This is a genomic window from Rheinheimera texasensis (genome assembly GCF_964031785.1).
GTDB classification, from domain to species: domain Bacteria; phylum Pseudomonadota; class Gammaproteobacteria; order Enterobacterales; family Alteromonadaceae; genus Pararheinheimera; species Pararheinheimera texasensis_A.
This window is the reverse complement of record NZ_CAXIRE010000019.1, coordinates 463594-484984: the sequence shown is the minus strand read 5'-3', so window position 1 is coordinate 484984 and position 21391 is coordinate 463594. Positions and strand designations below refer to the sequence as shown.

The window sequence follows — 21391 nt, the reverse complement described above, 5'->3', positions numbered from 1 at the left end:
ATCTTTGCTTTCTTTTTGCCCTGAAGGAATTGTTATGCCGGCTCTACCCTCATTTGTTCGTCTGGACAGCTCCCGCCTGACGGTGATCCTCGACTGCCGTGGCCGCACTCCGGCGTTGCTCTATGTTGGCAGCTGCTTAAGCAGCACGACGACAGCGCAGATGCTGGCATTATTGCGCACACGTCAGGAAGCGAAAAACTCAGTGGTCGACGAGGCCCCGATTGGCCTGACGCCATTGTCGGCTGAAGGCTTTACCGGTGCGCCGGGGCTGGAGTTATCCGACAGCAGCGACGGCTGGGCGTTTGGCCCGACGCTGGTTGAGGTCGAACAAACTCAAACGGCGGATGCGCAGCAGCAAGTGCGTCTGGTCAGTGTCGATGAAAAACGTCAGCTGCAGCTGACGCACCTGCTGACGCTGGACCCGCACAGCCATGTGCTGAGCCTGCAAACTGCCGTACAAAACCTTGGCAGCGTGCCAAGAGCATTACAGTGGTGCGCGGCCGGCACCTTGTTATTACCAGATCACCTGCAGGAACTGACCAGCTTTGAAGGCCGTTGGTCGAATGAATTTCAGCGCCGGCGCCAGTCGCTGGCGCTCGGCAGTTTTGTCCGGCAAAACCGCAAAGGCAAAACCTCGCACGACACTTATCCGGCCTTGCTGGTGCACAGTGATACCACCACAGAACAAAGTGGTGAAGTCTATGGCTTTCATCTGGGCTGGAGCGGCAACCACAGTCTGCGCGCAGAGCTGACTTCGGAGGGCCGCAGTTATGTGCAGTTTGGCGAATTGTTGCTGCCGGGCGAAGTGGTGCTCGGTGCCGGCGACAGTTACCAAAGCCCGCAGTTGTATTTTAGTTATGCTGCCTCGGGTTTTAGCCAGTTGTCGCAGCAATTTCATCAGTTTGTCCGTAGCCGGCTATTGAGTCCGGCGCAGCAGCAAAAAGCCCGGCCTGTGCACTACAACACCTGGGAAGGTATTTATTTTAATCATGACACCGACACCTTGATGCAGCTGGCCAGCCGCGTCTCGACGCTGGGTGTTGAGCGTTTTGTGCTCGACGATGGTTGGTTTATCGGGCGGCGCGGTGATTTTGCCGGTTTAGGCGACTGGCAGGTCGACCCGGCGGTGTATCCGGACGGGCTGGGCCCACTGATCAGTCACGTCAATGCGCTCGGGATGGAATTTGGTATCTGGTTTGAACCTGAGATGGTCAATCCGGACAGCGCTTTATATCGCCAGCATCCGGACTGGGTGCTTGGCACTGCGAATAATCCGCAGATGCGCTTTCGCAATCAGCTGGTGCTGGATTTAAGCCGGCCGGAAGTCAGCGCTTATCTGTACCAGCAAATCCACAGCCTGCTGCTGCAGCACCCGCAGATCCGCTATATCAAATGGGATATGAACCGGGACCTGAATCATCCGGGTGGTGCGGATGGCAAGCCGGCAGTGCATCGCCAGGTGCAGGCGGTGTATCAGCTGATCTCAAGGTTAAAAGCAGCGCATCCGGGTCTGGAAATTGAGAGCTGCTGCTCCGGTGGCGGCCGCGCTGATTATGGCATTCTGGCGCATACCGACCGGATTTGGACCTCGGATTCCAACGACGCACTGGACCGGCTGAATATTCAGCGTGGCTGCTCGTTTTTCCTGCCAAACGATGTGATGGGTGCTCATGTCGGGCCGCGCGATTGCCATATTACCGGCCGGCGCGTCAGCATTGAGATGCGCTGTGCCGTGGCGCTGTTTGGCCATTTTGGCATTGAAATGGACCCGCGGGAGCTGACCGATGCCGAAGCGCAAACGTTGAGCCAGGCCATTGCATTTTATAAAGCAGAGCGCAGCTTTTTGCGCAGCGCTTTGTTGCAGCGGCTGGATTCTGACGGCGACAGCATCAACTTTGGCTTGGTCGCAACGGACCAGTCGCGGGCGATTTTTGCCTATAACTCGGTGAAAGAAACCGCCCGCACTATGCCACCACGGCTGCGGTTTGCCGGCCTGAATCCTCAGGCTCAATATCGTCTGACGCTGGCGTGGCCGTCGCAGCTGAAAGAATATTCGCCATCTGTGCTGCAAGTGGTGCCCGGTGAAATTTTCAGTGGTGATGCCCTGATGCGGTTTGGTATGCAAATGCCGATTTTGCATCCGCAGTCGTCGCTGATTTTTGTGCTGGAACAGCAAGGCGACTAAATAGCGGCGCAGGCGACGCCCAATAAAAAAGCCCGCTGCGGCAGGCTTGTTGAATATGAGGTTTGTTCGATTATTCGAGCTTGGATTCAATCAGCTGAATGGCTTCTTCCAGCAACACTTCGACGGTGTGGCGCGCTTGTTTCGGGTCGCGTGCCTGAATAGCGCGTAGGATGTCGCCGTGTTTTTGCACGTCGGCACCGGGTACGCCTTTGATGCGGTTGGTGTAGCGGATACTGACTCGCAGTGCGGTGCTGATAAATTCGGTTAATTGCAGTAGGAATCTGTTGTTGCTGGCGGCCAGCACGGCACTGTGAAAGGCAATGTCGGCGTCCAGCGGGTCATCCAGGCCTTCGTCGGCGTCAGCCATACGTTTTAAGGCTTTTTCGATGTCGCGGATTTGCGCGTCAGAGGCCGAAGTAGCGGCCAGCGCGGCGGCCTGAGGTTCCAGCACGACGCGGACCTGGGTGAACTCGAGCAGCAAGGACAACGAAGGTTTGCTGCTTAAGATCCAGCGCAGCACATCAGTATCAAACATATTCCAGTTGCTTTCCGGCAAGACACGGATGCCCTGTTTCGGTCTGGATGTCAGCAAGCCTTTGGCGGATAACATTTTCACCGCTTCACGCGTCGCGCTGCGGCTGACATTGTGCCGGATGCAGAGTTCGGCTTCCGACGGCATGCCGCTGCCGACCGGATAAACACCCTGAACTATGGCCAGACCCAGGTCATGTGTCAGTTGATGGGTCAGGTTTTGAATAGGTTCGTTTTTCATCGGTATGGTCCGTCCGGCTATGTGGGATATATCATATTAAAATACACCAGACTGTGATATAACTTTTTGCAATGTTTCTGGTAGCCGCTGCAATCCTGGCTTTTGTCTGTTCTGGCCTGTGCCGCGTGCGACTTCCCGATTGGCTGAATTTCAGATTGAACACAACAGCATGACAGCTCTGTATTCTTGTTTACGCGATAAAGCCGTGTTTATCACCGGCGGCGCGACCGGCATCGGCGCGACTATGGTGCGCACTTTTGTGCGCCAGGGCTGCCACGTCGCTTTTATTGATTTAAATGCCGAAGCCGGTGCTGCGCTGATTGCTGAGTTGCCGGCTGAACGCGTGAGCTTTGCGGCGGTCGACGTTACAGACGTGCAGGCGTTACAGCAAGCGATTGAAGCAGCGGCGCAGCGTTTTAGCCGGCTCGATGTGCTGGTTAACAATGTCGCCAATGATCAGCGCATGCCAACCGCGCAAGTGACGCCGGCGAACTGGCGGCAATGCCATGCAGTGAATCTCGATGCCGCATTTTTTGCCACTCAGGTGGCTTTGCCGTTTTTGCAGCAGCAGACTTCGGCTTCGGTCATTAATTTCAGCTCTGTAGTCGCGGTCACCGGCAAAGTGGATATGGCGGGTTACGTCACGGCCAAAGCTGGTTTAATTGGCCTGACCAAGGCCTTGGCGCGCGAAGCTGGTGCTCATGGTGTGCGCGTCAATGCAGTGTTGCCGGGTTGGGTCCGTACCGAGCGGCAGCTCAATAGCTGGTTCACGCCTGAACAACAGCAACGCTGGCTTGAAGACAGTGCGCTGAAACGGTTTATCCAGCCGGAAGATGTCGCCAATCTGGCGTTATTTTTGGCATCGGAGCAAAGCGTGATGATCACCGGGCAGGCGATTCAAATTGACGGCGGGATTAGTCTCAGTGACTGAACCAGCATTCATAGCCATCGACTGGGGCGCCAGCCAGTTAAAAGCCTTTTTATGCCAGCCCGGCGCTGTGTTGCCGCAGGTGCTGGCGAGTGCCAGCGGCCCCGGTGTTGCTGCCGCGCGCGGACAATTCCGCCAGACTTTATTAACGGCGGTCGGCGATTGGTTGCGACAGGACCCGACACTGCAGGTTTATATGGCGGGCCACATCACTTCGTCATTAGGCTGGTATCAAACCCGTTATTTGCCAACGCCTTGTTTGCCGCAAGCTCTATTACCTGCGTTGGTGCAAGGCCAATGCCCGGATATGGCGTTGTGGCTCTCGACCGGCTTACGTTGTGCGTTGCCGGAAGGCGGTGACGATGTGATGCGGGGCGAAGAAGTGCAGCTGCTTGGCCTGTTGCAACTGGCACCGGAACTCAACAGTGGCCGGCGGCTGGTGTGTTTGCCTGGCACACACACCAAATGGGTCTGGCTGGAAGACGGGCAGATCAGGCATTTTCGCACCAGTATGACCGGCGAACTCTATGCCTTGCTGACAGAGCACAGTGTTTTGCTGCAACAGGCGGAAAACGCAGAGGAGTTCTGTAACGACAGCTTTATCCGCGGTTGTCAGCAGATGCAGGGCACGGCCGGCCAGCATTGGCTGCATCAGCTGTTCACCGTACGCACCGGCCAGCTCTTTAGCGGGCTGAGCCCGGCCCAGGCCAGCGCTTATCTGTCTGGTTTGCTGGTTGGCGCCGACGTGCGCGGCTGGCAGCTGAATGAACCTTGTGCCAGCGCCGATTGTGACGTGGTGTTGGCCGGCAATCCGCGGCTGAATTTGTGTTACCGCGAAGCCTTACAGCTGGCCGGTTTTCGCGTGCAAACTTTTGATATCACCGACGCGACGCTGGCTGGCTTTGGCTGGTTAGCCCGCGAGCAACACCGCGCCGGTATTGTGGCCAGTCCTGTGGTCAAATCCGGCAGCTGTCAAGCCGGCTCAGCGGTCAGCGGCTAAAACACCGCTTCGGCTGGCCAGCCTTGACCTCATCGCTTTGCTCCGAAATAGTCAGGCAACTTTGCCCTGTTGACGGCGTCTTTCGATAAACTCCGCTAAGCGCTGTTGTTGCGCCTGATCCAGCCGCAGCCCGAGTTTGCTGCGCCGCCACAGAATATCAGCCGCAGTCTGCGCCCATTCGTGGTTCAGCAGATAACTGACCTCGGCCTGATACAAACCATGACCAAAATCTTCGCCTAAATCCGCCAGACTATGACAGCCAACCAGCAGCTGATGACTCAATGTGCCGTAACTGCGAGCGTAACGCTGCAGCACTGCGGCCGGCACATAACTGTGGCTCTGGCTGAGTTCCCGCAGCAACTGGGCCTGATTGGCAAAATCGCCGCCCGGCAGAGGTTGTTGTGCTGTGACACAGGGGCCGATGTGCGCAAAGACGCTGGCGAGCTTGTCGACCGCCGCCTGGGCTAATTTACGGTAGGTGGTGATTTTGCCACCAAATATCGACAGCAGTGGCGCGGCGTCCGCCGGCTCGTCCCATTCCAGCTTGTAATCGCGGGTCACGGCCTGCGCGCTGTCCGCTTCATCATCCAGCAGCGGCCGCACACCAGCGTAACTGTGGCGGATATCCTGTCGGGTCAGCTGCTGGCGGAAATAACTGTTGCTGATCTGCAGCAGATAATCAGTTTCGGCATCGCTGATGGCGACCTTTGCCGGGTCGCCCTGATACTCCACGTCTGTGGTGCCAATCAGGCTGAAATCGTCCTCATACGGAATGACAAACACAATGCGCTGGTCGACGTTTTGCAGGATATAAGCCTGTGGGTCATTGTGCAGTTTTGGCACCACGATATGGCTGCCCTTAACCAGGCGGATTTTTTGCGGCGTCGGGCCCGGAATAGTCTGTTCAAATAAACTGGCAACCCAGGGCCCGGCGGCGTTGACGACTGCGCGGGCCTGATACTGGCTGAGCTGCCCGCTGCGCTGCTCGGACAACTCTACCTGCCACAGCTTGCCTTGGCGGCTCACCGACTGACATCGGCTGCGGGTCAGTATTGTCGCGCCATGTTGCCGGGCTGCCATCGCGTTCAGCACCACCAGGCGGGAATCATCGACCCAGGCATCCGAGTATTCAAAGCCTTTTTGGATAGTGCTGGCCAGCGGGTCGGTTGCACCAAAGTGAATGCCGGTTGATGCCGGCAAAGTGACACGGCGTGCCAGATGGTCGTATAAAAACAAACCAAGCCGGATCAACAGTGCGGGTCGCAAATGCGGCTGGTGTGGCAAGCGAAAGCGCAGTGGCCAGATGATATGCGGCGCGATTTTTAGCAGTACTTCACGCTCGGCCAGCGCTTCACGCACCAGGCGGAATTCATAGTGCTCCAGATAACGCAGGCCACCATGGATCAGTTTGCTGCTGTTTGAGGACGTCGCGGCGGCCAGGTCCTGCTGTTCACACAGCAGCACTTTGAGGCCCCGACTGGCGGCATCCGCTGCAATGCCGCAGCCGTTAATACCACCACCGATGACCAGCAGGTCATAAAGTTCTGCGCTGGGATTGTTGTTCATCATTACTTTTCTTATTTATAAGATAAATACCATAATAAACAGTCAAGACGCCGCTCGCAAGGCGTTAGATCGGTTTAACTGCTCGGATTAGTTCAGGAAAAATCAGCAGTGCGGCTTAAAGCCGCACTTTGGCCACGGCATGTAGCCATTGATGGTACAAATGATTGCGCTGCCCGGCGCAAATCGACGGCTGGAAGCGCCGTTCACAGTGCCACATGCTGGCCAGCTGTGTGGTCGACTGGTAGATACCGGCCTGCAAGCCGGCCAGATAAGCCACGCCAAGCGCGGTGGTTTCGGTGATTTGTGGCCGCTCCACCACAGCGCCCAGAATGTCAGCGAGGAAACTCAGCACCCAGTTGTTTTTCACCATACCACCGTCGACCCGCAGCACATTGGGCCGGATGCCGTCACGTTCCATGGCTTTTTGTAAGTCTTTGGTTTGATAACCCACCGATTGCAGCGCTGCGGCGACGATGGAGCTGATGCCGGAATCCCGCGTCAGGCCCAAAATGGCGCCGCGTGCATTCGGGTCCCAGTACGGCGCGCCGAGACCGGTAAAAGACGGCACCAGAAACACCCCGTGATCGAGCGGCACGTCTTTGACCATGGCTTCACTTTCACCGGCGTGGCGCAGCAGTTTCAGGCCTTCGACTATCCATTGCATAGTCGCACCGGCCATAAAAATGCTGCCTTCGATGGCGTAAGTGGCTTTGCCGTTCAGCTGATAGGCGATAGTGGTCAGCAACCGGTTTTCGGATCTGAGTGCTTTGTCGCCGGTATTCAGCATCAGAAAACAGCCGGTGCCATAAGTGCTTTTCGCCATGCCGGTATCAAAACAGGCGTGCCCAAATAAGGCAGCCTGCTGGTCGCCGGCGATGCCGTAGACCGGGATCGGTTTGCCAAAGATCTCTGGCGCGGTCAGACCAAAATCGGCGGACGAATCCATCACTTCAGGCAACATCGCGGCCGGAATGCCAAACAGACTCAGCAGTTCATCGTCCCAGCGATGCTGATGAATGTTGTACAACATGGTGCGGGATGCATTGGTGGCGTCCGTGCGGTGCACGGTGCCGCCGCTTAAACGCCACAGCAAAAAACTGTCGACAGTGCCAAATAACAAATCGCCGGCGGCGGCTCGTTCTGCGGCGCCCGGCACCTGGTCTAAAATCCAGCGGATTTTGGTAGCGGAGAAATACGGGTCCAGCAATAAGCCGGTTTTGGCGGCAATCAGTTCATTGACCGCGTCACTTTGCAGTGCTTCACAATAAGCTGTGGTGCGGCGGTCTTGCCAGACGATGGCCTGATATACGGGCTCGCCTGTGTGTTTGTCCCAGACCAGCGTGGTTTCGCGTTGGTTGGTGATGCCAATGGCGACCACTTGTTCGGGGTCAATCTGCTGCCTGGCCAGTACCTGCCGGCTGCAATGCAACACGGTCTGCCAGATATCCTGCGGGTCATGTTCAACCCAGCCATTCTGCGGATAATGCTGGGTAAAACTTTGTTGTTCGCTGGCAACCGGCTGGCCTTCCAGATTAAACAGAATGGCTCTGCTGCTGGTCGTGCCCTGATCTATCGATAAAATGTAGTTCTGCATTGTGGTAAATCATATTTATAATATAATAAAGGCTAGATTGCCGATTGTCAGAGTTGTTGGCAACTGTTTTTTGCTGTGATGGCCTGCATTCTTTTAGGGCGCTAAGCCAATTTCTGGTGCAATGCTTGCTATGTTCGGCGGCGTTTTCTTGATATTCTCCGGCACTGAAACGTTTCAGGGATATTGAGATGAATTCAGTCACAACGAGATTGCTGCAGCGCATCCCGGTACAAAATGTACTGGGAGAAAACGCTTTATGGCATCCGCTGTTACAACGCTTTTACTGGGTGGATATCGAAGCAGGTCTATTGCACTGGTTAAGTGCAGATCTGCATCAGGTGCACCAGCTGGCGCTGCCGGAACGGATTGGCAGCTTTGGTGTGCTGAACGTTGGCGCGGACGCGCCTTATCAGTTGGTACTAGCGTTAGAAAGTGGTTTTGCGCTGTTTCACCCTCATACCGGCGCTTTGCGTTGGTTAGCTAAACCGGAACGCCACATACGCGGAAACCGGTTTAACGACGGTCGCACCGACCGCCAGGGCCGGTTTTGGGCCGGCACTATGGTCGAAACCCCGTCGCAGCCTGCACAGGCCGGCGCTTTGTATCAGCTCAATCGACAGGGCCAGGCGGTATGTCATTTACGCCATATTCAGATTTCCAATGGCCTGTGCTGGAGCCTCGATGGCCGGCGCATGTATCACGCCGATTCGCCCCGTCATCAGATTTGGCAGTATGAGTTTGGGAGCGAACCTGCATCGCTTAGTCAGCCGCGTTTGTTTGCCGAATTTGCTGACAATGCTTCGCCGGATGGCGCAACAGTTGATGCTGAAGACCACGTCTGGACTGCGCTTTGGGGTACCAGCACTGTAGTGCGGCTCGATCCACAAGGACAGGTGTGTCTGACGCTGACCTTACCGGTGTCGCAGCCGTCCAGCGTCGCGCTTGGCGGCGAACATGGCGATTTATTATTTGTCACCACGTCCCGGCTCGGCCTCGATGCCCGGCAACTGGCGGAACAGCCAGCCGCCGGCGATGTGTTTATTTATCAGTTATCCCGGCCACTGGCGGTGGCGGAATCCCTCTGTCATTTCGAACCAGATTGGTTAGCAGAACCGGTTTGCCACGACATGCCGGTGTTATAACGCGGCGCAAAGCTGGGCCAGCCTTTGCCTTCATCTGAGCGACTGTTGCCAGTCGGTAACAGTTGGCAGGCGTCGGTTTTTTGCTTCAGCTGACAATCCAGCATCGCTAACACCATATGTTGATTGACCCGGTTGATCTGCTGCATATCCCAGGTAGGTTCCGCATAGTGACCATAATCGCCTTCGCTGCCGCGCGCGGCTGCAGGCGCCGGATGCGCGGCAATATTGTGGCGGGCACCGTGGTAAGTTAGCAGATAACGCGTTTTACTGCCGCTGTGCTGAAATAATTGGGTGATGCCCTGATAACCGGAAATATCGTCCTGATCGCCGGCGACATAAAGCAGTGGAGTCTGGATTTTTGCCAGCGACTGCGGCTCAAACAGCTGATATTGCCCACCCCAGGGCGCAAATAAAATACCGGCTTGCCAACGTGGATCTGCCTTCGCCTGACCGGCATTACAGCTGTTCAGCTGTTTGCGCAGCGCTTCGATTTGCGCCGGTTGTGAAGCGCCGGTCAGTTGCTTGATCATCGCTTGCGGAAATTGATAACAGGCGCCTAAAGTGCTGAGCGCACCAAAGCCCCCCATTGAATAACCAATCAGGCCGGCTTTATCCGGCTGGGTCAACGCCGCCAACGGGCTTTGCGCCGACATCAGGTAATTTAATGTGGCCTGCTGGTCGCGTGCCCGGTGATATAAAGTACTGAAAAAACCGGCAAAAGGCGCTTTGGCAAAGTCGACTTCGGCATTGGTGGAATCGGTGTGGTCAATGCCGGCGACGATATAACCGTGACTGGCCAAGTGTTCGCCCAGATAAAACATCAGGCTGCGATAACCAGTGTAACCATGCGAAATCACCACGACCGGCAACTTTCCGCTGCCGCTGGCCGGTGCCGCATCGCGAAACGCGCTGCCGGCAATACTAAAGCTTTTGCCACTGCGGGTCTGGTTTTGATATTCCGCCTGTTGCGCCTGACCGGCGCTGGCCGGATACCACAGTTCTAAGGTCAAAGGTCTGTCGTAAGTCTGACCGGTACTGACCTGCAAACTAGCCGGTACCTCAAACTTCACAGTTCTGACGCCGACCTGAAACTTGCCGGGCTGGCTCAATGCCGGTGCGGCATCGGCCGGAATGGGCTTATATAACTGTTCCGCAGCCTGCAGGGCTGCACTGCCGAGTAAACTGCACAACAAGGCAAACCGGATAGACACTGGCAACATAACAACTCCCGTTATTAAAGTAATACCGGGCCGGGGCCCGGTCTGTTTTTCAGCTGTGTTGTCATAGCAGCTGCACGCTGAGGCCGGTGCCGGCCTGGCAGACATAAACATCTGCTGTTAAACCAAAACGCGCCTGATAATGCGCTGCCACAGCCTGCTCCACCAGTGCCACATCCTGCTCTGCACAGAGGCAGATAATAGCGCCGCCAAAACCGCCGCCGGTCATCCGCACTGCGCCTTTAGTGCCTAATGCTGCCTGACAAATCTCAACCAGTCCGTCAGTCGCCGGCACTGTGACGGCAAAATCATCGCGCAGCGACTGATGCGACGCCCGCATCAACTGGCGTAATTGCGCCATATCGCTGTTTTGCAGCGCATCGACTGTGGCCAGCACCCGGGCATTTTCACTGATGACATGGTGCGCCCGTTTAAATTGTTGCGCCGTCATGGCGGTTTTATGTTGCAGCAACAGGTCCATCGTTGCATCGCGCAACGTCGCCACTTTCATGATTGCCGCTGCTTGTTCACAATCCTGCCGCCGGCCGTTGTATTCGCTGTCGACCAGTTTGCGCGGGTAATTGGAATTGACAATGACCAGCGCCAAATCCGCCGGAATGGGCACTGCCTGGGTCGCCAGCGTTTTGCAGTCGAGCAGCAAGGCGTGGCCGGCGCTGGCCTGGGCAGAAATCATCTGGTCCATAATGCCGCACTGGCAATTCATAAACTGGTTTTCCGCCTGCTGGCCAAATAGCGCAATTTGCGCCGGTGTTAAGGCTAAATCGGCTAACTGATTCAAAGCGCCGCCGATCGCCACTTCCAGCGCAGCGGACGACGATAAGCCGGCGCCTTGTGGCACGTCGCTGTCGATCAGCAGGTCGGCGCCGCACAAAGTAAAACCGGCTTGTTGCAACACATAAGCCATAGCGCGGATGTAATTACCCCATTGCGACGGCCCCGGCTCGATAGGCGCCCGCAGCGAAAAACTATCAGATTCGCCGGGATAATTTTGCGAATGCACCACAATCTGTTGGTCAGAACGGGCGCGGAACAGCACCTGGGTGCGAAAATTCAGCGCGGCCGGAAAAACATAACCGAGGTTGTAGTCGGTGAATTCACCAATCAGGTTAACCCGGCCCGGCGCACTGGCCAGACCGTCCGGTTTCGCGGCGTAAATTTGTTGAAATGTGGTGATGAATGCTTGGCTCATAATGTTGGGCTCATAAAAAGGGGCTATGCCTAAAAACTGCGGCTGGCAGGGACATTACGCAGGATGGCTGCGGCGGTTTCCGGCGTCAGATCACGTTGGCTTTCCGCCATCATCTCGTAGCCGACCATGTGTTTTTTCACTGTGGCTGAGCGCAGCAACGGCGGATAAAAGTGGGCGTGCAGGCGCCAGTGTGGCTGCGGCTCACCATCGGCCGGCGCATTGTGCCAGCCCATCGAATACGGAAAGCTGCACTGAAACACGTTGTCGTACCGGCTGGTCAGCTCTTTTAAGATCTGCGCCAGCGCGTCCACCTGCGCCGGGTTTAGCGCATCGATATGTTGCACATCGTCTTTGCACAGCAGCAGGGTTTCAAAAGGCCAGGCCGCCCAATATGGCACCACCACCAGCCAGTGCGCGTTCTGACAGACAATGCGTTCCGGTTGCTGCTGTTCTCTGACAACATAATCAGCCAGCAATGCACGGCCATGGCTGGCGAGATAAGCCGCCTGATGCTGGTCTTCCAGCTCAATCTCGGTCGACAAATGCTGGTGCGCCCAAATCTGGCCGTGCGGATGTGGCTGCGAGCAGCCCATGATGGCGCCTTTATTTTCAAAAATATGCACACAGGCAAAACGCTGGCGCAACTCGCGATAATGCTGCTGCCAGGTCTGCACTACTGCGACCAGCGCCGGTACCGACATTTCCGGCAGCGTCAGATGATGCTCAGGTGAAAAACACACGACGCGGCATTCGCCGTCAGTGACCTGGTGCTGAAACAGCGCATCTGCCGGTTCCGCGGCTTGGCTGGCCGCCGGCATCAGCGCGCCGAAGTCGTTGGCAAACACATGAGTGGTGTCATACAGCGGATTGGTTTCGCCATTAGCTCTGGTATTGCCGGGGCATAGCGGGCAATTGGCGTCAAAAGCCGGCAGCTGGTCTGCGGTTGCGGCTTCAGTGGCGCCGAGCCATGGCCTGTTGTTGCGGTGTGGTGACACCAGCACCCAGCGGCCGGTTAACGGGTTCTTTCGCCGGTGTGGCTTGTCAAATTTTGTCATCGGAAGGCTCCAGACCTTGAGGGTATTGGGTTTGCCAGCGCCAGCTGTCTTGTGCCATGTGCTGCAGGTCGTAACGGGTTTGCCAGCCAAGTTGCTGCAAGGCTTTGGCGGCGTCGGCATAACTGGCGGCGATATCACCGGGGCGGCGCGCGCTGAACTGATAAGGGATGGGCTTGCCGGCGGCGGCACTAAAAGCAGCAATTAGCTGCAGTACCGAATCGCCTTTGCCGGTGCCGAGGTTAAACACCTGGTAACCGGTTTGTGTGGCGAGGTGTTGATACGCCGCGACATGGCCTTCGGCCAAATCCATCACGTGGATATAGTCGCGCACACCGGTGCCGTCTGGCGTTGGATAGTCATCACCAAAAATGCTGACAAAAGGCCGGCGACCTACGGCCGTCTGCGCCACATAAGGCATCAGGTTATTTGGAATACCGCGAGGATCTTCGCCAATCAGGCCACTGGGATGGGCGCCGGCCGGATTAAAATACCTGAGCGCAATAGCTAAAAAACCAGCTTGTGCCTGACAGTGGTCCTGCAGCATTTGCTCGGCCATCACTTTGGTCCAGCCATAAGGATTGGTGGCGCCGAGCGGATGCTGTTCGGTCAGCGGTAAAAACTGCGGGTCGCCGTAAACAGTGGCGGAAGAGCTGAAAATCAGGCGCTGACAACCCGCCTGCAGCATCTGCTGCAACAGATTGAGCGTGCCCGCGACGTTGTTCTGATAATAACGCAGCGGTTGTTGCACAGATTCGCCCACCGCTTTGAGTGCCGCAAAATGAAACACCGCTTCGGGCTGATATTGGGCAAATGTCTGCTGCAATGCTGTGTTATCCAGCAGATCAGCTTCAACAAAATCAAAACGTTGGCCGCAGATCTTTTCCAATTGATCCAGCACCCGCCGGCTGCTGTTACTCAGATTGTCATAAATCACCGGCGTGAAACCCGCCTGATGTAACGCAATACAGCAGTGGCTACCGATATAACCCAAGCCCCCGGTCACCAGAATTCGCATCTGACACATCTCTTAAAAACACTTTAAAAGATTATATGTATTATAAATACTATATATCAATAGCGGCTGGCAGATTTGTCAGTTGCAGCGCTGTCTGGCTGACCCAGTGGTTTGTTCCTGTGAGTTATCCACAGCCTCGTGTTGTAGTGTCACTGTCTCGCCTTGTCGAATCTGTCTATCTCTCACTTCTGTCGCCGCTTTAAGGTACCGCCTGTGGCAACAGCCAGCAGTCCGGTTTGCCATCACAACAAAAGCAAAAAAACACACAGACAGGGGTAGATCATGTTCAAACGTAACGCACTTTCGCTTGCGGTGGCGCTGGCGTGTACATTTCCGGCTATGGCGCAGGACGCAGCCGCCAACGCTCAACAAAACAATGCCAAACCAGCCCATGCAGCAGACAGCGCCGCGGCAGCAAAAACCAGCAGCAATGACGTCGCGCTGGAAGTGATTTCAGTCACGGCTACCAAACGTAAAACCAAACTGATGGAAACGCCGGTGGCGATTTCGGCCATCAGCGACACCCAGCTGCAGCAGCATGGCGTCAACAATGTGGTGGATATTGCCGACCTCGTGCCGGGGCTGGATATTTCGGTGGCCTCCGAGCAGGCGGCGCCGGTGATCACGATGCGCGGCATTCGTTCGACCAATATTACTGAGCTTGGCGATCCGGCCGTTGGTGTGCATCTGGATGGGATTTATTCGCCACGGATGCAGGGCGCGCTGGCGCTGATGTATGACGTCGAGCGGGTGGAAGCCTTGCGCGGCCCGCAAGGTACGCTGTTTGGCCGCAATTCGACGGTGGGTAGCATCAATGTGCTGTCGGCCAAACCGGAAATCGGCAGCACTTATGGCAACGCCAATACTGAACTCGGTAAATTTAATGCCAAAAGTTTTGGCGGCATGTTGAACCTGGGGCTGACCGATGATTTTGCCGTGCGTTTTTCCGGTAAAACGCTCCAGCGCGACTCTTATGTCGAAGGCTACTGGGACCCGAATCAGTATGACACCCGTTATTTACCGGCTGGTGTGCTGGATGCGGAAGTCATTGCTGAAAATTCCTATTCGGGCGTTGGCCAGACCTTAACCCAACGCGAAAACTGGTGGATTGATGCCGCCGGCACCAACCCGAATGCACAAAAAGTACGGGCCTTAACACCGGCCAACAAAAGCGATTTTTACAATAACGCCAACGAACATTCGTTCCGTGTCAGTACCTTATGGCAGCCGTCAGCGGGTCGTTTCACTAACCATACGGTTTTCCAGTATTACCGCAATGGCAGCGCTGGCTCGGTCGACATGGTGAACTGCGACAAACTACGTGGCAGACCGGCGGAACTTGGCGGCGACTGCGCCAGCTTTTTACCCAGTGACAACACTTATCAGGCCGTGGTGAACGTGCCGGGTAAACTGGAACTGGATATCACTTACCTGCGCAACACACTGAATTATGAACTGAGCGACGAACTGGATCTGGTCTGGCTGGCCGGTTATGAAGATATGCAACGTCAGTCGGCGCAGGATACTGAAGTTGGGCTGGATGTGTGGGACGGCGCGATGTTTTTCCTCGACGGCACCGGCGCGCGGTCTTATTCGACTGAACTACAGCTGCAGTCAGATGAACGTGGCGATTTAGTCTGGATAGCTGGTGTTAACCTGTTCCATGAAAAAACCGTCACCTTCGGCTATTACGATAACCCGATGGACGATAAAGCCTTTTGGGACCAGCCGGACCGGTCGACCGACGCGCTGGCCGCTTTTGGACAGGCGACTTACAACCTGACACCGGCCACGCACCTGACGCTGGGGTATCGTTTCAGTGACGAAACCAAGCAGGACAAAGGCGGCCGCACGCTACGCTGCTCCAATGCCGACGGCTGCGCACCGGGCTGGTTTAACCGCACGCTGTTATCGGACCTGCCAACCAATGCCTTTGAAGACCCGGCCATTTATAAATCGTCTTTTGCCAATGACAACAAAGGCAGCTGGCGCAACCACGATTTCCGCCTCGGGCTGGATTACGACCTGAGCGCTGACACTATGTTGTACGGTTACGTCGCGTCCGGTTTTAAAGCCGGTGGTATCGGTGACGTGTTTGAAGTGGTCAACGACAGAACCGGCCAGAAGCAGCGCTTTGAAACCCAGTTTGACCCGGAAAAAGTGCTGACTTATGAGCTGGGCGCCAAAACCAGTCTGCTGAATAACTCACTGAATTTACAGGCAGTATTCTTTTATACCGACTACACCGACATGCAATATGCTTCTGTTGGGTCTATCGGTAATGTGGAGCGGCTGGCCGCGGTGGAAAACCCGGACGGCAGCCCGGTTTTGGGGCCTGACGGCAAGCCACTGCTGGATTATCGCAATATGCCGGTCATTGCCTACTACACACAAAATGTGCCGGCTTCGACCATCAAAGGCATTGAGCTGGAGTTTGACTGGAAACCGTACCCAAGTGGCCGCATTAACGGCTACGTCACCTGGACCGATGCCCGCATCACTGAAGACTGGATCACCAAGTGGGATTACGACCCGGAGTATCTGTTTAAGCTGTCGTATGAGCAGTCGATGGACCCGAATAACAGTCTGCTGAGCACCAACCTCAAAGGCAATCAACTGGCGATGGTGCCGGAGATCACCGCCAACTTAAGTTACACCCACAGCGTGGATTTGGGCCGTTTCGGCTTTATCCATGGCTGGTTTAACCTGAGCTGGAAAGACAAATCCTACAATACCATCTGGAACGTCGACCGCCACCTGGACGACATGCAGTTTGCAGTGTCGGCGGACGCAACGCGTTATATCGATGACCGTCGTGATGCTTATACCTCGGCCAATGCCTCTCTCAAATACGAGCCTGTGGGTCAGGCCTGGTATGCCGAAGTGTTTATCAGCAATGCCACCGACGAATTGGTGCAGCACTGGAGTAACACCGGTAAAGGCTTCCCGAAAGGCAGCTTTGGCATGCCACGTTATTATGGCGTGCGGGCCGGTTTTAACTTCTGACACAGGTCATTGCTGACGCTTGCCGTGTTTGAAACTGACCACTTCTAAAGCTGACTGTTCTGGCTGTTAACCGCTCATGCTTGCCCGAATGAGCGGTTTCTTTTTATCTGCCAGCGATTGATGTTGTGATCACCAAGGATTTTTGTATGCGTTGTATCCCATTTCCCCGAATCTCTTTCGACACAGCCAGCCTGGTGCTGTTGGCTGCGGCTGTCTCCACGGCGGCAGTTGCTGCCGACTTTCAGGCTGGTTTGGCGGCCAGCAGCGACAACGCTGGTAAAAACGCTGCCGGCTCAGCAAAAGTTGCGTGGCCTTATGTCAACACCGGCCTGCCACGTGACCCACAGTTGGAGCAGTTACTGGACCAAATCCTGGCGCGGATGACGTTGGGACAAAAAGTGGCGCAGATGATCCAACCGGAAATTGGCTATCTGTCAGTAGCGCAGATGCGCAAATATGGTTTTGGCTCTTACCTCAATGGCGGCAACACCGCGCCCTATGGCAAAAAACGCGCGCCGGTGTCGGTTTGGCTGAAATACGCCGATGAAATGTACGAAGCCTCCGTCGACGCCAGCCAGGATGGCAGCCGTATTCCGGCCATCTGGGGCACTGATGCCATGCATGGTCACAGCAACGTGTTTGGCGCGACGTTATTCCCGCACAATATTGGCCTGGGCGCTGCCCGCGACCCTGAGCTCATTCATCGCATTGGCGTGGCAACCGCCAAAGAAGTGGCTGCGTCCGGCATTGAATGGAGCTTTGCGCCCACGGTTGCCGTGGTGCGGGACGACCGCTGGGGCCGCACTTACGAGAGTTACTCCGAAGAGCCGGCCATAGTGCAGGCTTATGCCGGCCCCATGGTGTCTGGCCTGCAGGGTTCTTTGGCGCAAGATTTTTTACAGGGCGCCGGCCGTATCGCCACCGCCAAACATTTTGTCGGTGACGGCGGCACGGAAAAAGGCGTTGATCGGGGCGACACGCTGATTGACGAGCAAGGCCTGCGCGACATTCATGCTGCCGGTTACAAAACCGCCATCGCTGCCGGCGTGCAGTCCGTGATGGTGTCGTTTAACAGCTGGAACGGCAAACGCTTGCATGGCCATCAGTATCTGCTTACCGACGTACTGAAAACACAAATGGGGTTTGACGGTTTTGTCGTCAGCGACTGGAACGGCCACACTTTTGTTGAGGGCTGTGATTTAACCCAATGTGCCGGTGCTATTAATGCCGGTGTCGACGTACTGATGGTACCGGAGCACTTTGAAGCTTTTTACCACAATACCATCCGTCAGGTGGAACAGGGTCTGATCCCACAAAGCCGGATTGACGACGCGGTGCGGCGCTTCTTACGCGCCAAAATTCGCTGGGGCCTGCTGCAACGTGGCAAGCCGTCCAGTCGCGCTGAGTCAAAGCAAACCGACTTTAACAGCGCAGCACACCAGGCACTGGCGCGGGAAGCGGTGCGTAAGTCACTGGTGTTGCTGAAAAATAACCAGCAATTACTGCCGTTATCGCCGAAAAGCCGCATCCTGGTGGCTGGTGATGGCGCCGACAATATCGCCAAACAAGCCGGCGGCTGGAGTGTGTCCTGGCAGGGCACCGACAACAGCAACGCCGATTTCCCCAATGCCACCTCGGTGTATCAGGGCATTCGTCAGCAGGTGGAAGCAGCCGGTGGCAAAGTCGAGCTGGCGGTTGATGGCGATTACCGGCACAAGCCCGATGTGGCAGTGGTGGTCATCGGTGAAAACCCTTATGCCGAGTGGTTTGGTGATATTCAGCAACTGGCATATCAGCAGGGTGATAAACGGGACCTTGCCTTGCTGCGTAAGCTAAAACAACAAGGTATTCCGGTGGTGACGGTGTTTTTAAGCGGCCGGCCGCTGTGGGTTAATCCGGAACTGAATGCCTCCGACGCTTTTGTCGCGGCCTGGTTGCCGGGCTCGGAAGGTCAGGGCGTGGCCGATGTGCTGCTGCGGGACGCGAAGGGCAAAGTGCAATATGACTTTCATGGCAAACTGAGTTTTTCCTGGCCACGCAGCGATCAACAGTTTGTGCTGAATCATGGCGATACCGCTTACGCCCCTTTGTTTGCCTATGGCTATGGGTTAACCTACCTTGACCGCAGCGAACTGGCGCTATTGCCTGAACAAAGCGCGGCTGCAGCCACGCCGCCGAACAATACCGGCGGACAAATCCCGTTGTTTTTGCGTAATCTGGCACCGGGTCTGGCCTTTGCTCTGACCGACAGCAGCGGCAGTGCCGTGACGGTCACTACGCCATTTGGCGTCAGTACTGATGGCAAAAGCCTGACGATGCAGTCGGTTAATTTGTCTTATCAGGAAGATGCGCGGCAATTACGCTGGAACGCGGCGCAAAACGCCAGGGCCAGCCTGCGTTTTCGCAAAGCTGCAGCCGCCAAAGATTATGTTGCTGCAAAAGTGCTGCGTTTGAATATACGGCTGGACCAGCAGGTGCCGGCCAATCTGCAGCTGGCGGTGCTGTGTGATGCTGCTGGTCTTTGTCAGCGCCAGTTGAATCTGAGCGAGACGCTGGCGGCATTCAGCCCCGGAGTCTGGCAACAGCTCGAAGTGGCCCTGGGTTGTGCGGCACAGCCTGCGCTCACCCAGCCGTTGCGGGATGCTGTGGTATTCAGCGCCAGTGGCCGTCTGAGTCTGGCGGTCGCGGACGTAGTACTTGCCGGGCGCAGTAACGCTGACGGTAAAGTGATCCGGCTGGGCTGCGACATGCCAGTCCGGTCTTAAGGCTGCGGCTTTGCAATAGCTTGATCAATCCGGGGTAACAGGTGGTGAAAAACTTCAGCCGTCAGCAATTATTCTGGCTCTGCCAATGCGGTGGCTGGGCTGTGTATGCCGTGCTGACCGAGCTGATGATTAAAATCCCCAGCCAGGAACCCTGGTCAGTGAATTTGCCACATTTGCTGTTAGACACTTGCTTTGGCTTTGGCCTGACCTTGCTGCTGCGGCGCTGCTACAAACGCTTCAGCCAGCGAAGTACCCGACAGAAAATCTACTCGCATTTGGCTGTGTTGTTGCTCGGCTGTCTGGTCTGGACCCAGTGGAAGTGGCTGACGTTACAATGGTTGTATGGGCAAGTCTGGCAGCCGATGACCTGGTTTGACGTTGGCACCTGGCACTCGGCGTCTTTAACGATTTTGCTGACCTGGACCGCATTATATTTCGCCTACAAAGCGACGTTTGAAACCATGGAGCAGCGGCAAAAAGCCGCCGAAGCGCTTGATCTTGCTAAAGAAGCGCAGCTGAAAATGCTGCGTTATCAGCTCAATCCGCATTTTATGTTCAATAGCATCAACGCGATCTGCACGCTGATTTTGCGGCAGGACAATCAGCACGCGGTATCGATGCTGGAAAAACTCTGTGATTTGCTGCGTTACAGTCTCTATACCGACCCGCTCGCCAAGGTCACTGTGGCGGAGGAAATCGATATTTTGCAAACCTATTTCGCCGTGGAGCAGTGTCGGTTTCGCGACAAACTGACCGTCACTATCAGTGCCGATGATGACGTCAAACCGCTGCTGATGCCGTCGTTGCTGTTACAGCCGCTGGCAGAAAATGCGCTGAAACATGGCATGCAGCAAGCGCAGCAGCATTATGCTGTCAGCGTCAGTTTCAGCCGGCAGGATGATTTTCTGGTGATTGCGATGCTGGACAATGGCTGTGGATTCAGCGCCGGATCTGCGCCTGGCATCGGCCTGCAGAACTGTGAGGCCCGGCTGGCACTGCTGTATCCCGGCCAAAGTCTGTTTCAGTTTGGCAACAGGCCGCAACAAGGTGCCTGGATCCATATCCGCATCCCGCTGCAGCCTATGCAAGCACCAGTTCCGGAGGCCGGATGAATAAATTACGCACCCTGATTGTTGATGACGAACCGGCCGCCATCGAAGGGCTGCGGCTGCGTTTGCAAGGTTTTGCCGATATCGAGGTGGTTGCTGAAGCCGGTTCAGTGCAGACTGCGCTGGCATTAGTCACACAGCATCAGCCGGAACTGATTTTTCTTGATATTGAGATGCCGGGCGAAACTGGCTTCGACCTGATCCGCCAGCTGCAACCGGAACTCTGTCCGGCCATCGTGTTTGTCACGGCTTTTCACCAGCATGCGGTGCAGGCCTTTGAAGTCCAGGCACTGGACTACCTGTTAAAACCGGTCAAGCTGGAGCGGCTGGCGGACGCCATTGCCCGGGTACGGGCCCGCGCCGGCACGGCCAGTAAAGCGCAGTTGCTGGACGCTGTGACGCAGATAGCGGCCGGCCCCGCCGCCACCGCCGGCGATACGGCTGAAACTGAGACCCGCTATTGTATTGAAAGGCAAAAACTGGTGATCCAGGACGGTCGCAGCCCAATCCAGCTCATCTCCTACCAGGACATTCTGTGGATTGACGCGGCCGGTGACTATATGTGTGTACATACCCGCACTGAAACCCACGTGATGCGGACCCGATTAAAAAACCTGATTAACGAGCGGCTGCCGGATTTGTTTGTACGTATTCACAAATCAACTGTGGTGAACCTCACTTACATTGAACAGCTGCAACCGCTCGGCAATTCCGAATACAAGGCGGTGCTTGCCAACGGCAAAGTGCTGAAAGTCAGCCGCACTTTTGCCCGTGCACTGAAACAACGCCTGCTGCCTTAATTGCGTCAGTCCGGTATGCAGCCAGCA

The 21391-nt window shown here is 56.0% G+C and carries 15 protein-coding genes; 8 read left to right on the top strand and 7 right to left on the bottom strand.

The genetic code is table 11. The features are described 5' to 3' along the window. Positions 1-34 precede the first annotated feature (34 nt). Positions 35-2185, top strand: coding sequence for an alpha-galactosidase (locus ABNT34_RS10635; RefSeq protein ID WP_348731415.1), 2151 nt, complete (start codon positions 35-37; stop codon positions 2183-2185). A 70-nt stretch (positions 2186-2255) separates the two neighbouring features. Here the strand turns inward: ABNT34_RS10635 and ABNT34_RS10630 are convergent, their stop codons facing one another. Then, positions 2256-2957, bottom strand: coding sequence for a FadR/GntR family transcriptional regulator (locus ABNT34_RS10630; RefSeq protein WP_031568107.1), 702 nt, complete (start codon positions 2955-2957; stop codon positions 2256-2258). Between the two features lie 169 nt (positions 2958-3126). On the opposite strand from ABNT34_RS10630, the gene ABNT34_RS10625 reads away from it, so the two are divergent. After that, positions 3127-3888 (top strand): SDR family NAD(P)-dependent oxidoreductase, encoded by a 762-nt coding sequence (locus tag ABNT34_RS10625; protein ID WP_348731413.1) that lies wholly within the window; start codon positions 3127-3129, stop codon positions 3886-3888. Further along, a complete protein-coding gene (locus ABNT34_RS10620; RefSeq protein WP_348731411.1) occupies positions 3881-4885 on the top strand; it encodes a 2-dehydro-3-deoxygalactonokinase in 1005 nt (334 codons plus the stop codon). The genes ABNT34_RS10625 and ABNT34_RS10620 overlap by 8 nt, the downstream gene beginning before the upstream one ends. 51 nt (positions 4886-4936) lie before the next feature. On the opposite strand, the gene glpD is transcribed toward ABNT34_RS10620, so the two are convergent. Next, positions 4937-6451 carry a glycerol-3-phosphate dehydrogenase gene (gene glpD / locus ABNT34_RS10615; protein WP_348731409.1) on the bottom strand — a complete coding sequence of 505 codons (1515 nt, stop codon included), beginning with the start codon at positions 6449-6451 and terminating at the stop codon, positions 4937-4939. Between the two features lie 115 nt (positions 6452-6566). Then, complete coding sequence (gene glpK, locus ABNT34_RS10610; RefSeq protein WP_348731407.1) at positions 6567-8045, bottom strand: glycerol kinase GlpK; 1479 nt, start codon at positions 8043-8045, stop codon at positions 6567-6569. Positions 8046-8233: 188 nt separating this feature from the next. Between glpK and ABNT34_RS10605 the strand changes: the two genes are divergently transcribed. Then, positions 8234-9187 carry an SMP-30/gluconolactonase/LRE family protein gene (locus ABNT34_RS10605; protein ID WP_348731405.1) on the top strand — a complete coding sequence of 318 codons (954 nt, stop codon included), beginning with the start codon at positions 8234-8236 and terminating at the stop codon, positions 9185-9187. Here ABNT34_RS10605 and ABNT34_RS10600 read toward each other — a convergent pair. The 4 genes from ABNT34_RS10600 to galE all read right to left on the bottom strand — a co-directional run bounded on the left by ABNT34_RS10600 (position 9130) and on the right by galE (position 13684). After that, positions 9130-10407, bottom strand: coding sequence for a hypothetical protein (locus ABNT34_RS10600; protein WP_348731403.1), 1278 nt, complete (start codon positions 10405-10407; stop codon positions 9130-9132). The genes ABNT34_RS10605 and ABNT34_RS10600 overlap by 58 nt on opposite strands. Positions 10408-10468: 61 nt before the next feature. After that, on the bottom strand, positions 10469-11614 hold the full coding sequence (galK, locus tag ABNT34_RS10595) for a galactokinase (RefSeq protein WP_348731401.1): 1146 nt from the start codon (positions 11612-11614) through the stop codon (positions 10469-10471). Positions 11615-11643: 29 nt separating this feature from the next. Continuing rightward, positions 11644-12669 (bottom strand): UDP-glucose--hexose-1-phosphate uridylyltransferase, encoded by a 1026-nt coding sequence (locus tag ABNT34_RS10590; RefSeq protein ID WP_348731400.1) that lies wholly within the window; start codon positions 12667-12669, stop codon positions 11644-11646. Then, positions 12656-13684, bottom strand: coding sequence for a UDP-glucose 4-epimerase GalE (gene galE, locus ABNT34_RS10585; RefSeq protein ID WP_348731398.1), 1029 nt, complete (start codon positions 13682-13684; stop codon positions 12656-12658). The genes ABNT34_RS10590 and galE overlap by 14 nt, the downstream gene beginning before the upstream one ends. A gap of 282 nt (positions 13685-13966) precedes the next feature. On the opposite strand from galE, the gene ABNT34_RS10580 reads away from it, so the two are divergent. The 4 genes from ABNT34_RS10580 to ABNT34_RS10565 all read left to right on the top strand — a co-directional run bounded on the left by ABNT34_RS10580 (position 13967) and on the right by ABNT34_RS10565 (position 21364). Continuing rightward, complete coding sequence (locus ABNT34_RS10580; RefSeq protein ID WP_348731396.1) at positions 13967-16690, top strand: TonB-dependent receptor; 2724 nt, start codon at positions 13967-13969, stop codon at positions 16688-16690. A 146-nt stretch (positions 16691-16836) separates the two neighbouring features. After that, positions 16837-19455, top strand: a complete 2619-nt coding sequence (locus ABNT34_RS10575; protein ID WP_348731394.1) for a glycoside hydrolase family 3 N-terminal domain-containing protein — start codon at positions 16837-16839, stop codon at positions 19453-19455. A gap of 44 nt (positions 19456-19499) precedes the next feature. After that, positions 19500-20567, top strand: a complete 1068-nt coding sequence (locus ABNT34_RS10570; RefSeq protein ID WP_348731392.1) for a histidine kinase — start codon at positions 19500-19502, stop codon at positions 20565-20567. Continuing rightward, positions 20564-21364: a response regulator gene (locus ABNT34_RS10565; RefSeq protein WP_348731390.1), complete on the top strand. Its 801-nt coding sequence runs from the start codon at positions 20564-20566 to the stop codon at positions 21362-21364. The genes ABNT34_RS10570 and ABNT34_RS10565 overlap by 4 nt, the downstream gene beginning before the upstream one ends. Positions 21365-21391: the final 27 nt, after the last annotated feature.